Genomic DNA, 13,024 nt, shown 5'->3' with positions numbered 1-13,024 from the left:
TTCGGTTCAGTTGGCCGAAAATCACTATTTTATGGCTGGAAAGTGAAAGCCGGACTCCGCGCTTTGGCCGAAGTTTGTCTGGCGGCAGCAACTGCTTTTTGCTCCCTTATCCTGTCCCTTACTATGAGCCGTCGGATTCTATCTCTGCTTCTTTTCTGGCTGGCCATGTCGGTAGGTCAGGCACAGACCGTGCTTCGCATCGATAGTTTGCCGCCACAAGGCCTGTTGCTCGACAAAGGCTGGCTATGGCACGAGGGGGATAATCCGGACTGGGCCAACCCAACTTTTGATGACTCACAGTGGGAACGGATTGACCCTGCGAAAGACATTATGGAGTTACCACAGGTGCGCAAAGCCGGTATAGGTTGGCTTCGATTGCACCTTCAGACGGATAGTAGCCTGGTTCTACCGGAAGCGTTAATTTTGCTGGTCCGTCAGATGGCGGCTTCTGAGCTGTATATCAATGGGCGTTTTAGTAAACGATTCGGTACGGTCTCCCCAAATCCAGATCAGGTGGAAGCTGTTCATGCCTATTTTCAGCAGGTTAGCTTACCCGCACCGGGAGAATCAGCGCTTGTACTGGCTGTGCGGATTGCCTGGCAGCCCGGTCTGCCTTACAACAGGTTTGCGGCTGCCGCCAATTCGTTATATGGGGTAACGGCTACTACAGTCAGCCGTCTCAATAGTTATATTGTATATCGCAACATTACCAATATCTACGTATTCTCGAAGGTCGGCGTCTTTTTTATCTTAGCGCTTCTCCACGTCCTTTTGTATATTTTTTATCCTCCGCAACGAGCTAATCTGTTTTTTTCCATTTCATCACTGGTCTTCTTTCATCACTGGCTGGGCTTGGGATTATGGACCAATGGGCTGCTTACCGATTCAGGAACCATCATGTACCTGGGTCTGATCAGAGCCTTACTCTATCCGGTTGGTTACGTTTTCCTGGTTACAGCCCTTTATTCAGCTTACGCATTTGCCAGATCAATTTACTACCGGATCAGTCTTATAACCTGCGTTTTACTCGCTGTTATCTATTGGACAGACTATCAGAACGGGGTTCTCTGGATTGAAATAGGCTCGACTATTGTCATGACAGCCGAAGCCCTGCGCGTTACGGTGGTGGCTGTCCGGAAAAAGCAACGGGGAGCAACGATCATTTTAATCGGAATGGTGCTTTCCCTTATTGGTCTTAGCCTGCGGTATCTGCTTATGTTTACACCTCTGTTTATTTCCAGGTTCCCATTCTCTGTAGCCCAGATTTATAGTAACTCATTCGAAACGTTCGGCACACTATGTATTCCCCTGTCTCTGTCGGTTTACCTGGCCACCGAATTCGCGTTTACCAGTAAAAGCTTAGCGGCCCAGTTGGCAGCGGTGAAACTGCTATCGGCCCAGACACTGGCTCAGGAACAGGAGAAACAGCTCATGCTGACCCAACAAAACGAAACGCTGGAAAGCAAAGTAACGGAACGAACAGCCCAACTTCAGCAATCGTTGGATACGCTCAAAACCACCCAGGCCCAGCTTATCCAGAAAGAGAAAATGGCCAGCCTCGGCGAACTGACGGCGGGCATCGCCCACGAAATTCAGAACCCCCTGAATTTCGTTAACAACTTTGCTGAGGTCAGTGTCGAGATGACCGAAGAGCTCAGGGAGAACCTACAAAAAGGTAATATTACCAATGCTGTAGAACTATCCGAGGGGCTAGGCGAGAATATGAGCTACATTGTGGAGAACGGCAAGCGGGCGGCCTCCATCGTGCGCTCGATGCTGGAGCACTCCCGCAGCAGTTCCGGCGAGCGCCGGCCGACCAATCTCAATGAACTGGCTGAGGAGTATCTGAAGCTGGCCTACCACGGCATACGGGCGCAGGACCCCGACTTTCAGGTGCAGCTCTGCACGCAGTTTGACGATAAGCTGCAACTGGTAACGGTAGCTCCGCAGGACATCGGACGGGTGCTGCTCAATCTGTACAACAACGCCTTCTATGCCGTTCGGCAAAAGCAACAGCAGCAGGATAATGGCCGGGACTCGGCAGTCTACCAGCCGCAAGTCACAGTCAGTATCCGAGCTGACCAGGACGCGATTGCTCTGTATGTAAAAGACAACGGCACCGGTATACCTTCCACCATCGTCGATAAAATTTACCAGCCATTCTTTACGACCAAACCGACCGGGCAGGGGACAGGTCTAGGCCTAAGTTTAAGCTACGATATTATCACCAGAGGGCATGGGGGGGATATGCGGGTAGAAAGCTGTGAAGGTGAAGGAACCGAGTTTGTTATCCATATACCGCTTAATTAACCAAAAATATGCCAAAGAAAATCTTAGTTGTCGACGACGAAGCCCAGATGAAGCCGTTGTTTGAAGCCCGGTTCCGGCGCGAAATCAGCAGCGGGGAGGTACACCTGGCCTTTGCCCGCTCCGGCGAAGAAGCCCTGACCGTGATGCCCGGCTCCGGCGTGGTGCTCATTCTCTCAGACATCAATATGCCCGGCATGAGCGGCCTGGAACTATTGCGCCGGATTCGGGCCGTAAATCCGCAACGGCCGCCGGCGGTGGTGATGATTACGGCCTACGGCGACCAGAACAACCGGCAACAGGCCAGCCACTACGGAGCCGACGATTTTCTGACGAAGCCCATTGACTTTAAACTGCTGAAGGATAAATTAACCGAGTTCGTTGTGGATGACCAGCCGTCTGCCTCATGAAGACAAGAATCCTGGTTGTCGACGATGAAGTACAACTCCAACCGCTGATGCAGCAGCGATTTCGGCATAAGATTCGGGCAGGGGAGTACGAATTCCGTTTTGCGGTGAGTGGGCATGATGCCCTGGAGTCTATTCGGGAAGATGCCGATATTGATGTGGTACTGCTCGATATCAATATGCCCGACATCAGCGGACTCGCCCTGCTGGCCCAACTGCCCGACCTGCTGCCGCTGAGCCGGACGGTAATGGTCTCGGCCTATGGCGACCTGAACAACATCCGGGTGGCTATGAACCGGGGTGCATTCGATTTTGTGATGAAGCCGATCAACTTTCAGGATCTGGAGGTGACTATCGATAAAACCGCCCGACACGTAAGCCAGCTGCGCGAGTCTGTCCACGCCAAAGCCGTAGCGGAACTGAAAGCCCGTTTTTTCGACAACATCACCCACGAGTTCCGGACGCCCCTGTCGCTGATTCTGGCCCCGGTGGATACCCTGCTGCAAAATCCGCAGCACGACAACCGCACCCGGCACAGCCTGCTGACCATCCGCCGGAACGGCCGGCAATTGCTGCACCTGATCAACCAGTTGCTCGACCTGGCTAAACTTGAAGCAGGTAGCCTTCCGGTCATTGAATCGCGGGGTGATGTGATCCTGTTTGTGGCGCAGGTGGTAGATTCGTTTCGGGTTATTGCCGACCAGAAAGAACTGGCGCTGCTGTTTTCGTCCGATACTGCCGGGCTCGAAGCCTTGTTTGACGGTGATAAATGGGAGAAGATTCTGAAAAATCTGCTGTCGAACGCCATCAAGTTTACCTCCGCCGGTGGCCGCGTATCCGTTAGCTGCCAGGTACAGGAGGACCGTGTCACGCTAACCATCAGCGATACGGGTATCGGTATCCCGGCCGAACACCTGCCCCACATTTTCGACCGCTTCTACCAGGTGGATACCTCGCTGACCCGAGCGTACGAAGGGTCCGGAATCGGGCTGGCGCTGGCCAATGAACTGACCCGGCAACTGGGCGGTACAGTATTGGTTGAGAGTGTTCCAGCCGTTGGTACCACCTTTACGGTGGAGCTGCCGGTTCATTCCATACCGGAAGCCGCCAGGGTGGAGGAGCAGCAACCAGTTTCGGCTGATGCCGAGCCCTGGCTGTTTACCCGCGGGCAGGCTGAAGCCGACGAAGCCGATGCGACGAAGCCCCTGATTCTGCTGGTGGAGGACAATGCCGAACTACTGGCGTTCATTGCCGAGTCGCTGGCAGGTACATACCGCGTATTGACAGCCACCAACGGCCGTGAAGCCCTGGACATCGCCCAGCGCGAACTGCCGGATGTAGTCGTCAGCGATGTGATGATGCCTGAACTGGACGGCTACCAGCTGACGCGTCACCTGAAAAATAACCCCACCACCGACCATATCTGCGTGGTGCTGCTGACCGCCCGGTCGGCCGCAACCAGTCGTCGGGAAGGTCTGGCCGAGGGTGCCGACGATTACCTGACAAAACCCTTTGATCTGGACGAACTGCGCCTGCGCCTGCGGAATTTGATCAGTCATCAGGAAAAATTACGGGAGCATTATGCGCGGCAGGTGGGGAGCCTGGCACCAACCAACGGAACCGACGAAGCACCGCCAGCAACGGTGCAGGACGCTTTTCTGACGAAACTCAACCAAATCATTGAAGTGCACCTGGACGATTCCAACTTCCGGGCCGAGTCTATGGCCGACGAAGTAGCCATGAGCATCCGGACCCTAACCCGAAAACTCACCATGCTGGCGGGTATCAGTCCGGCACGGCTGATTCGTACCTACCGGCTCCGGCGGGCCATTGATCTGCTGCGGCAGGGGCATCCCGTTTCGGAAACGGCCTATATGGTCGGCTTTGAGAATCCGTCGTATTTCACCCGAGCCTTCAAAGAGATTTATCAGCAAACGCCTTCGGAGTATCTCATGGCGGGGAATCGTTGGCCTTGAGACAGCAGTTGGTTCTGTCCGGAAAAGGATAATAATTGGCCAAAAATCAATCGTTTGTTTATAGGCTATTGGCGAGGTTTGTATCACTTCAAACAAGTTAAACCTCTTCAAAATCATGAAAAACGGTTTTGTTTTCTCTGTTCTGTTGATCGCTGGTCTGCTGACCTATGCTGCTTCCGCTCAAATCCAAAAAGTGCCCCGTCAGAGTGACATTGTAACGTTCGGGCCCAACGCAGATCGTGACATTGCCATGGTTACGCAGTATGCCAAAGACATCACCGCTGGCAACACCGGGCAGGCCCGCCGGCAACTGGCGGCCAATTACCGGAGTTACGGTCCTGGTGTGCGGGATTCGGCCAATGCGGAACAGTGGCTGGCAATGTGGAGTGAACGGTACAAAATGCAGCAGGATCGTAAAATGACTGTGTATGCCTCTTTATCGACTCGGGTGAAAGAAGGACCGCTGAAAGGAGACTGGGTTATGCTTTGGTTCGATTATTCTGCGCTGTCTGTCAGCGAAGGCAAAACAATAACGGTGCCCGTACAACTCACTGCAAAATTAGATAACGGTAAGATCGTTCAGGAACGGATATACTACGACGGCCTCTCTCCGCTTATTAGTTTGGGCTGGACGGTGGCCCCTCCTCAGACCGCTAAGAAGTAACACGCCTACGGTTGCTGGTGCATCTATAATTTTGCGTACCTTACTGGGTGACAGGTAAATTTATCGGATGACCCAGCCCATACCAGATTCGCTCAATGCCGTTTTGGCTGCACCCGACCACCACCGGGTTGTTCTCGACAATGAACGCGTTCGGGTGCTTGATACCCGCATCGCTCCCGGTGACCGTACGCCCGTGCATACCCATCGCTGGCCCGCCGTGCTGCACGTACTTAGCTGGAGTCCGTTTGTGAGGTATGGTGCCGATGGAACGGTTATGGTAGATTCCCGGACCATTCCCGCCCTGCAACAGCCACCCAATGTGTTGTGGAGTGAACCGCTGGAACCGCATGCCCTGGAAAATGTCGGATCAGTCGATTTGCATATTCTTTGTATCGAGTTGAAACCCTTATAACCCATGAAAAAGCTATTCCTGCTGCTCATGAGTTGATTACCTTAAAATTCTACAATGAACCCGAGCGTTGGGGTAACAAAAGGGTCGTTGTTGGAAATAATCGTGGGAACCCCGTTGCTGCCGTCGGGGCGCAGCGGCTGGTCATCGGTGGTCACGAAACCCGCATTTTCGGGTAGCCGCGCCAGCACAAATTCGGGGTAACCGGGGGTAGGCAGAACAAAAGCGTTTTGTACATCCAGGAACACATCAATGGTTGTACGGCGGAAGTTCCACTTCTTGTCCAGCCGGAAATCAAACTGATTGAGGGCCTTGAGCCGGAGGCTGTTCAGGCTGTTGACGTCGAGCACGCCATTACCCAGCGCCAGGAAATTCTGCTGTGAAGCCGCCAGATCGAACGGGGTGTAGGGCGCTCCACCCGCGTACCGGTACTTCAGCCCCATTTCCCATCCGCGTTTGAATTTACGACCCAGCAGGCCCGAAAACAGCACCTGATTATCCCATGCCGACGGAATGAGTACGTTGTTCTGGCCGGCAAACAAACTCCGCACAAACGTCAGCGAGGCTACCGCGAAGATATTTTTGACCAGTTTTTGCTGAAAGAAAAACTCGACTCCGTAGGCCTGTCCGCGTCCGGTACTGGTTATGGGTTCATTGCCAATGGCCGTGAAGTCGGTCGACTGGTTGGCCAGGGAGATGCCCCTCAACAGCGACACCGGGTAGTCGCTGTATTGTTTGTAGAAACCTTCGACCGTAAAACGCGTAGTAGCAACGGGTGTATATTCTATTCCGGCAACGTAGTGATCTGCTTTGATGTACTGCGCGTTGCGGTTAACCAGTTGACCGGCTTCGTTTCTGAACCCAAGAATGGTGTTGATCGGGATTTTGGTGTAGCGGCCTACGGATGCATTGATGTTCCAGCGATCCGTCAGGGCGTAGGAGAGGGCAAGCCGGGGTGATAAGGTCTTTATTGGATTGTTGCCATCGGTGGTCAGGCTGTTCATATCCGTCCGGATGCCGGCAGAGACCCCCAGCCGCTTTCCCAGAAAGCTCTTGTTAGCCTGCACAAATGCTCCATAACGCCAGAAATCAAGGTTCGAGCGCGATCGGAGGGTTATGGCGGGAAAAAGTTCTGTGCCATCCGGCCTGAGTACCTGATTGCGGACGCGTGCCTGCAGATTATTGTCGAACAGTACGTTCTGCACGACGCCACCGCCCGAGAGTTGCCAGCCGTTGATACGTTGGCTAATGTCGAAACGCAGCTTGTTTTCGGTCTCGCGGGAGCGCAGCCGCAGCGTACGGGTCGATTCGGTCTGTTGCCGCGAATCTTCGAAGCGATCCAGGGAATTGTCAAACGCAGTCCGGCTCAGCGCTACGTTCAGATAGCCCCGCTCAATGAGCCGGCGGACCGATACCCCTACCGTATAGTTCCACTGCTGGATGAGCGGGTTGCGGAGAATAGCATATTCTTTATCGGGCGTTTTTTCGCGGGTAGGCGCAAAACTAAAATTGTCGATGGCACCCACTCCCAGCGTAGTAAGGGTTGTTTTGGGGTTCAGCTTGTGGGTTACCTTATACTGAAAATCCCAATAGTCGGGCCGGATGGGCAGGTCGATGAGTTTAAAGAAAAACTGGAGGTAAGACCGGCGGGCTGAGGCCAGGAAGGTGGTCCGGGAGGTCAGTGGCCCCTCGGCCGTCAGTGCCAGTTCGGTACCGCTAAGCCGGAAGTTTCCCTGAAGCCGGTTAGGGTTGCCCTCGCGTTGCTTAAATTGGAATACTGAGGCCAGTGCATTGTCGTACCGGGCGTCGAAGCTGCTGGAAGACAGGGTGACATCCTCAATAAACGACACATTCAGAATCCCCTGAGGGCCACCCGTGCCGCCCTGCGTCTGGAAGTGATTGATAACCGGAATCTCGATACCATCGAGGTAGAATACGTTTTCGTTGGGCGCGCCCCCGCGAATAACTATGTCGTTGCGCAGCCCGCCGACGGAGCCACCCACACCGGGGAGGGTCTGAATAACCCGCGAGACGTCGAAGTTACCTCCCGGATTGGTTTTGATTTCGTCGGAAGACAGGCGCTGAATGGAGTTGGGAGTGTCAATGGTCGTTACGGCGGCAACTGCCCGGTTGGCCTTGACCACCACTTCACTGAGCCGCTGATTCTCTTCCTGTAGTTCGAAGTTGATTTCGTTGGCATTACCAGCGGTGACAATAACATTAAATTTGATCAGGGGCTGATAACCAACGTAGCTTGCCTTCAGATTGACGCTGCCCACCGGCAGGCTAAGGGTGTACCGTCCGTCGGTGTCGGTAATTGTGCCAAGGGTGGTATTCTCGACCTGAACGGTTACCCCAACGAGCACTTCCTGAGTATTTTTGTCCCGGACAGTTCCGGTAACGACGCCCGTCACCGACGGGGTTTGGCTCATAGTAAGCCTGCTTACGAGAATTAACGTAATGATAAAGACAAAGCGTGATGACATGACGGTGGTTGTAGTACTTTTCCCTACTACCTGAAAAAGTGTTTTTTTGTTTTAAAAATTTTAAAATAGAACAATATTGTACTTTATATACTTACATGGTATAAGTGGGTTAACTGCCATCTGAACCCACGGTGATTCGTATGAAATACACCCTGATCTGGGAATTACTCCAACTGGTAGATAAGTTTGAGCGTCAGCAACCCGACGCAGGTAAGCAGACCTTGTCTGAATTTATAGCATGGCTGTTGCGGCAGGGTAATCCGGTTGCGGAAACTCCTGGCAGTCAGTGGCAGGAGCCGGCTTCGACAGGCATCAGCCGTTTGCTGTTTTTCGGTCAACGCTATGCACTAGTGTATATGCGGCAGGTGCTGGAAGGTACACCGCTGACCACCATTGATGATTTTACCTACCTGATTACCTTGTTGTACCGGCCTGGCCTGACGAAGATTCAGCTCATTGAAGACCATATCCATGGTAAAACAACGGGTATGGAAATCATCCGCCGGCTGCTCAGTGCGGGATTTATCCGGCAGCAGGATAGTGAGGTCGATAAACGAAGCAGGCTTCTTTTTATCACAGCCGCTGGCGAAGGACTGGTGAAGCAACTGGTGGGTAAACTGGTACAGGTAGGCGAGGTGGTGGTAGGAGACCTGAATGAACAGGAGCAGGCGTATCTGCTTTATATGCTCACCCGGCTGCATCAGTATCACAACCCTATCTATCGGGGTGGGCCAGCTGAGGTAGAGCGGGTCCTGAAAGAAAAAGGGGTGCTCTAGGGCTCGGGTTCAGAAAAACCAGATGTTTCTGGTCGCCCTGATCGTTCAGGCACCATTCGGAAAATGCCATCAAAACATGCAGATTGATATTGCAGGTTCGTCATTATGCCGGCTTAATTTGGCTAGTAGACTAACCGGGGTGTTATCAGATTCTCCGTCGCCTTCCGTGGTAACTGATACAGTTCGCCTTTTTTGTTCGTAAAATACAGGTATGACTCAGAAGGCTTGCGCCCGTGCCCGTCGGCCCAGAGGCCGTAGAAGTCGGGGTGGGCGTTTTTGGGCCGGCGGACGTAGCTGTGGTTGCGCTCGCTCTGCCGCGTTATCTGTTTTTCCATCGTCCAGGTAGTACCGCCGTCCCGGCTCGCCCACATGGCGACTTCACCTCCGGGATTGTAGCCTTGGGGCCCATCCTGCGTAGGGCCTATGACTTTGATAACGGTACCGGATTCCGGGAAGATAGAGCCCATATCGTAGTTGCTGTCGGAGGTAGTGACGACATGGTCCGCCCATTGATTATTCCGGAACTGAAACAGCCGCCAGTGCCGCGGATTATTGCCCGGCCCGGCCTCGTACCCTTTGCTGGAAATCACCAGAATAGCCGGGTTGCCACGGGTGTCGAAGTCAATGTCCAGCAGGTAGCAGTTCAGCTTTTCGCTGACGTAATCTTTGACTACAGCAGGGTTATTGATTTCGGTCAGGGGTAGCTGCACCGTTTTTCCGGTGGCGGTATGCCAGCTCTGGCCGAAGTCGGTCGTCTCCAGGTAGTGCAGGTTGGTGCGGTAGTTAAGTCCTTTCCCCGGCGGATGAAAGTCGAAAGCTACGCCTATTTTGCCGTTTGACTCGGCGCTGATCTGGTAGTGGCCTTCGCCGATGTGGGCCAGTACGTTCCACTCGTTCCAGCGGATGCCGTCTTTGCTGGTGTTGTAGCCGATAACCCGGTTACCGCGCTGGTTATACTTGGTGAACAAGGCCAGAAAACCTTTGCCTTTAATATGGTACACCTGAAAGTAAGAGAAGTTGGTAAATGGCTTCTCCTGTCCGTTTACCAGTTCGGTAGCGTTTATGGTCTCAAACTGAGCAATATCATACGGCTTTTTACTGCGGTGAATGTAGGAAGGGCGGGTGGTACCGTGGGAAGTAGAAAAAATCCAGATGTACCCCTGATCGTCCAGCGAAATGACCGGGTTATCATGGGCGTCGGTGGTGTGTTTGTCGAGCAGTATGGTTGGGTTGGCTACTTTTTTGGTCTTGTGGTCGAAGTAAGAGACATTATGATAAAGGGTTGAATTCGTATCATCGGTGCCACCGAAGCAGAAGAAGGTTTTGTCCACTTCTTTGGCATAGATAGCAAAGGGGCGGTGGTTGGCGGGGTACGTAGCCAGGCCTCCGCTGTATTTATACACGTATTCGTCGTTGGAGGGCTGATTCATGTACCAGATGCCCTTAAAACCATTGGCTTTCGTCTGCAAAACCTCTGCTTCGGCGTATCGGTTATCCGGGTGAACAGTCTGCTGTGCCTGTGCACCGGCAAGCGCAAGAAAAAATGTAATGGCTGGGAGGGCGGTGATTCGGACAGTCATCACTTCTGGCTGATTTGTGGTTTCAGTAAAGAGGGGTTTAATTTATACAGTGTCTGCCTGAGTTCGTCTTTCTTTGCCTTGTGATCAGGATTGCCGGCAAGGTTGGTGTACTCCCTGGGGTCAGTCTGGTGGTCGTAGAGTTCTTCGGCTCCCTGGCCGTTCAGCCACACGGTATAGCGCCAGCGTTCGGTCCGGATGCTGTAGCCCATGGTGCTGCCTTTGCGGTTGATCTGCGTAATGGCCGGGTAATTCCAGTCCGCCTGCGGGTTGCGCAGCAGCGGCCGTAGGCTCCGGCCCATCAGGTGACCGGGCGCGGGCAGGCCGCACCAGTCGACCAGCGTAGGGTACACATCCAGCAGCTCAACGGTGCGCGAACTGACTTTCCCGTTGCCCCGCTCCCCCGGTGCGGCTATCAGCAGCGGCATCCGGGCCGATTCTTCAAATAGGCTGTTTTTCTCCCACTGGTCGTGTTCGCTGAGCAGGTAACCGTGGTCGCTCCAGAACGCGATGATGGTGTTGTCGGCTTCACCGGACTGTTCCAGCGCGTCGAGGACGCGGCCCAGTTGGGCATCCATAAACGTGATGCTGGCGTAGTAGGCCTGGAGTATCTTCCGTTTGGTGGAGTCGGGAAACGACCAGTTGAAGCCCGGCAGGTACGCATCGGGCGGTACGTCGCTCATGTCGGGGTCGCGAGGAGGCAGCTGGATCTTGTCAGGGGGGTACAGGTCGAAATACTTCTTCGGCGCTATATACGGGCAGTGGGGCCGATAGAAGCCGACTGCCAGAAAAAACGGCCGGTCGGCCTCCTGGCGGGTTTGCGCCAGCAGCTTAATGGCCTCGGTCGCCACCATACCGTCGGTCTGCTCATCATCGGTGCCGTCGGCCGCCAGCCAGGCCAGCGCGGAACCCAATCCCATTTTGGGTGTCAGGTTGGTCAGCAGATGCTCTTCGGCTTTGTCGCGGCCTTTCGGATTGCGCACCGTATGCCACGATAGCGTATCGTCCAGCCCGTTGGTACCGATGCCGCCGGGTACCGAGTAGTGGTAGATCTTGCCGACCCGGGCGGTAAAATAGCCATGCTGCTTAAACAACTGCGGCAGCGTGACTACGTTTGGAACGGTCGTTCGGAAGTGGGTCTGCAGGTCATAGATCTTCACCGAATCCGGCCGAAGTCCCGTCAGCATGGAACTTCGGCTGGGGCTACACCAGGGAAACTGGCAATACGCCCGCCTGAACCGAACGCCCCGTTTGGCCAGCCGGTCCAGGTTGGGCGTTTTGACCAGCTGATGTCCGAACGTGCCGATATGATTGTTCAGGTCATCGGATGCAATCAGCAGCACATTGGGCCGGCGTTTGACCGGCGCGTTGCTGATCCGGTTACCCCGTTGTTGGCCCCAGGTTGCGGTTGAGCAGGCAAGGAGCAGCCATAACAGGAGCAATAGTTGATAGTTTCGAAATCCTGGCATAGGAGAAGCTAGAAAAAGTATGAGTACTTTTCTCTTATAAAGAAGTGAATACTTGTAGCAAAATACCTTTTATTTCTGAATGACCGCATCACCACTCTGGGAGAGTATCCTTATTTCGGCGGGAGTGAGTGCCCGGTTGTACACGGCCAGACCGCCGATCAATCCATCAAAAAAGTTGTTCATTTTACCATGAGCTGAAACGGCACCTACTGTAAACGGTGCTCCGTCGTTGCCTCCATCAAAAATGCCGTCCGGGTAGTAGAATGGGTTGTAGTTGGTTTCCGCATCCAGTTCGCCATTAACATACACCCGGCTATAGGCACCATCGTATGTCATGGTGATTACCTGCCAGGTGTTTAACGGAATAGTCGTTTTTCCTGATGAGTAGGTAACACAGCAACAATGGCCGGGTGTGGACCTGCCGATTGCGGATACATGTCCGTGTACCAGGTCCCGGCAGGGATAGCGCACCATCTCCTGGTTATGGGTGCGGCTGGTCGCATTCAGAAACAGGCAGTACTGTCGCTTCCCACGAGTTTCGTCCCAGACGCCGGCTATAGCCTGCCAGGCTTTGGGGTTTTGTCGCTTCACCCAGGCTACTACCGTTACCTGCGCTTGTTTGCCGTGGATGTTGAGTTTGTTCAGCTCGGCACGGGGCAGCAGAAAATGCTTCCCGTCGGTGAGCCGGGCGGAATAGGAACCAAGTACGCCCTCGGTGGCTCGTTCTACCGAACCACCCTGTTCGCGCAGGCGGTAACCACCGGTCTTCGACACCCTGTCCTGACCGGCGGGCTCCTGAAAATCCCAGAAAGCAACCAGACCGGGAATAGGGTCAGACAGCAGATTGAGACGATCCGTAGTTGGTTGTAAACAGCCGGTCAATGCCGCTAAAAGCAGGTAAAGCTGTATTGTATTCATGTTTTTAGCAAAAGCCGTTAATCACCGAATGTCAA

Annotated in this window: 10 protein-coding genes; 6 read left to right on the top strand and 4 right to left on the bottom strand. The window is 53.9% G+C overall.

All coding sequences use genetic code 11. From position 1 onward, the window contains the following. Positions 1-123: 123 nt before the first annotated feature. From ABD949_RS13685 to ABD949_RS13665, 5 genes are all read left to right on the top strand, one after another. On the top strand, positions 124-2,310 hold the full coding sequence (locus tag ABD949_RS13685; protein ID WP_345244326.1) for an ATP-binding protein: 2,187 nt from the start codon (positions 124-126) through the stop codon (positions 2,308-2,310). Positions 2,311-2,318: 8 nt separating this feature from the next. Then, complete coding sequence (locus ABD949_RS13680) at positions 2,319-2,717, top strand: response regulator (protein ID WP_345244324.1); 399 nt, start codon at positions 2,319-2,321, stop codon at positions 2,715-2,717. After that, positions 2,714-4,690, top strand: a complete 1,977-nt coding sequence (locus tag ABD949_RS13675) for a response regulator (RefSeq protein ID WP_345244322.1) — start codon at positions 2,714-2,716, stop codon at positions 4,688-4,690. Before ABD949_RS13680 ends, ABD949_RS13675 begins: the two co-directional genes overlap by 4 nt. Positions 4,691-4,805: 115 nt before the next feature. Then, entirely contained in the window at positions 4,806-5,354 is a 549-nt protein-coding gene (locus tag ABD949_RS13670) for a nuclear transport factor 2-like protein (protein ID WP_345244320.1), read from the top strand. A 67-nt stretch (positions 5,355-5,421) separates the two neighbouring features. Continuing rightward, positions 5,422-5,766, top strand: a complete 345-nt coding sequence (locus ABD949_RS13665; RefSeq protein WP_345244318.1) for a cupin domain-containing protein — start codon at positions 5,422-5,424, stop codon at positions 5,764-5,766. Positions 5,767-5,807: 41 nt separating this feature from the next. On the opposite strand, the gene ABD949_RS13660 is transcribed toward ABD949_RS13665, so the two are convergent. After that, a complete protein-coding gene (locus tag ABD949_RS13660) occupies positions 5,808-8,195 on the bottom strand; it encodes a TonB-dependent receptor (protein ID WP_345244316.1) in 2,388 nt (795 codons plus the stop codon). A gap of 194 nt (positions 8,196-8,389) precedes the next feature. Here ABD949_RS13660 and ABD949_RS13655 point away from each other — a divergent pair, with 194 nt between their 5' ends. Then, a complete protein-coding gene (locus ABD949_RS13655) occupies positions 8,390-9,025 on the top strand; it encodes a MarR family winged helix-turn-helix transcriptional regulator (protein WP_345244314.1) in 636 nt (211 codons plus the stop codon). 122 nt (positions 9,026-9,147) lie between these two features. Here ABD949_RS13655 and ABD949_RS13650 read toward each other — a convergent pair whose 3' ends face one another. The 3 genes from ABD949_RS13650 to ABD949_RS13640 all read right to left on the bottom strand — a co-directional run bounded on the left by ABD949_RS13650 (position 9,148) and on the right by ABD949_RS13640 (position 12,989). Then, on the bottom strand, positions 9,148-10,605 hold the full coding sequence (locus ABD949_RS13650) for a BNR-4 repeat-containing protein (RefSeq protein WP_345244312.1): 1,458 nt from the start codon (positions 10,603-10,605) through the stop codon (positions 9,148-9,150). Beyond that, positions 10,605-12,071 carry a sulfatase gene (locus ABD949_RS13645; protein WP_345244310.1) on the bottom strand — a complete coding sequence of 489 codons (1,467 nt, stop codon included), beginning with the start codon at positions 12,069-12,071 and terminating at the stop codon, positions 10,605-10,607. The genes ABD949_RS13650 and ABD949_RS13645 overlap by 1 nt, the downstream gene beginning before the upstream one ends. A 69-nt stretch (positions 12,072-12,140) precedes the next feature. After that, the gene (locus ABD949_RS13640; RefSeq protein WP_345244308.1) at positions 12,141-12,989 is read right to left on the bottom strand and encodes a LamG domain-containing protein; all 849 of its coding nucleotides are present in this window, start codon (positions 12,987-12,989) and stop codon (positions 12,141-12,143) included. Positions 12,990-13,024 lie beyond the last annotated feature (35 nt).

The sequence above is a fragment of the Nibrella saemangeumensis genome, assembly GCF_039541915.1.
GTDB lineage: Bacteria > Bacteroidota > Bacteroidia > Cytophagales > Spirosomataceae > Nibrella > Nibrella saemangeumensis.
Note: the sequence above shows the minus strand (reverse complement) of the source record. Positions and strands in the feature narration are given on the sequence as shown.

Coding starts and splice junctions, on each gene's coding strand:
- ABD949_RS13680 (WP_345244324.1), top strand. CDS start 2,319: ATGCCAAAGAAAATCTTAGTTGTCGACGACGAAGCCCAGATGAAGCCG.
- ABD949_RS13660 (WP_345244316.1), bottom strand. CDS start 8,195: ATGAGCCAAACCCCGTCGGTGACGGGCGTCGTTACCGGAACTGTCCGG.
- ABD949_RS13685 (WP_345244326.1), top strand. CDS start 124: ATGAGCCGTCGGATTCTATCTCTGCTTCTTTTCTGGCTGGCCATGTCG.
- ABD949_RS13645 (WP_345244310.1), bottom strand. CDS start 12,071: ATGCCAGGATTTCGAAACTATCAACTATTGCTCCTGTTATGGCTGCTC.
- ABD949_RS13650 (WP_345244312.1), bottom strand. CDS start 10,605: ATGACTGTCCGAATCACCGCCCTCCCAGCCATTACATTTTTTCTTGCG.
- ABD949_RS13675 (WP_345244322.1), top strand. CDS start 2,714: ATGAAGACAAGAATCCTGGTTGTCGACGATGAAGTACAACTCCAACCG.
- ABD949_RS13640 (WP_345244308.1), bottom strand. CDS start 12,989: ATGAATACAATACAGCTTTACCTGCTTTTAGCGGCATTGACCGGCTGT.
- ABD949_RS13665 (WP_345244318.1), top strand. CDS start 5,422: ATGACCCAGCCCATACCAGATTCGCTCAATGCCGTTTTGGCTGCACCC.
- ABD949_RS13670 (WP_345244320.1), top strand. CDS start 4,806: ATGAAAAACGGTTTTGTTTTCTCTGTTCTGTTGATCGCTGGTCTGCTG.
- ABD949_RS13655 (WP_345244314.1), top strand. CDS start 8,390: ATGAAATACACCCTGATCTGGGAATTACTCCAACTGGTAGATAAGTTT.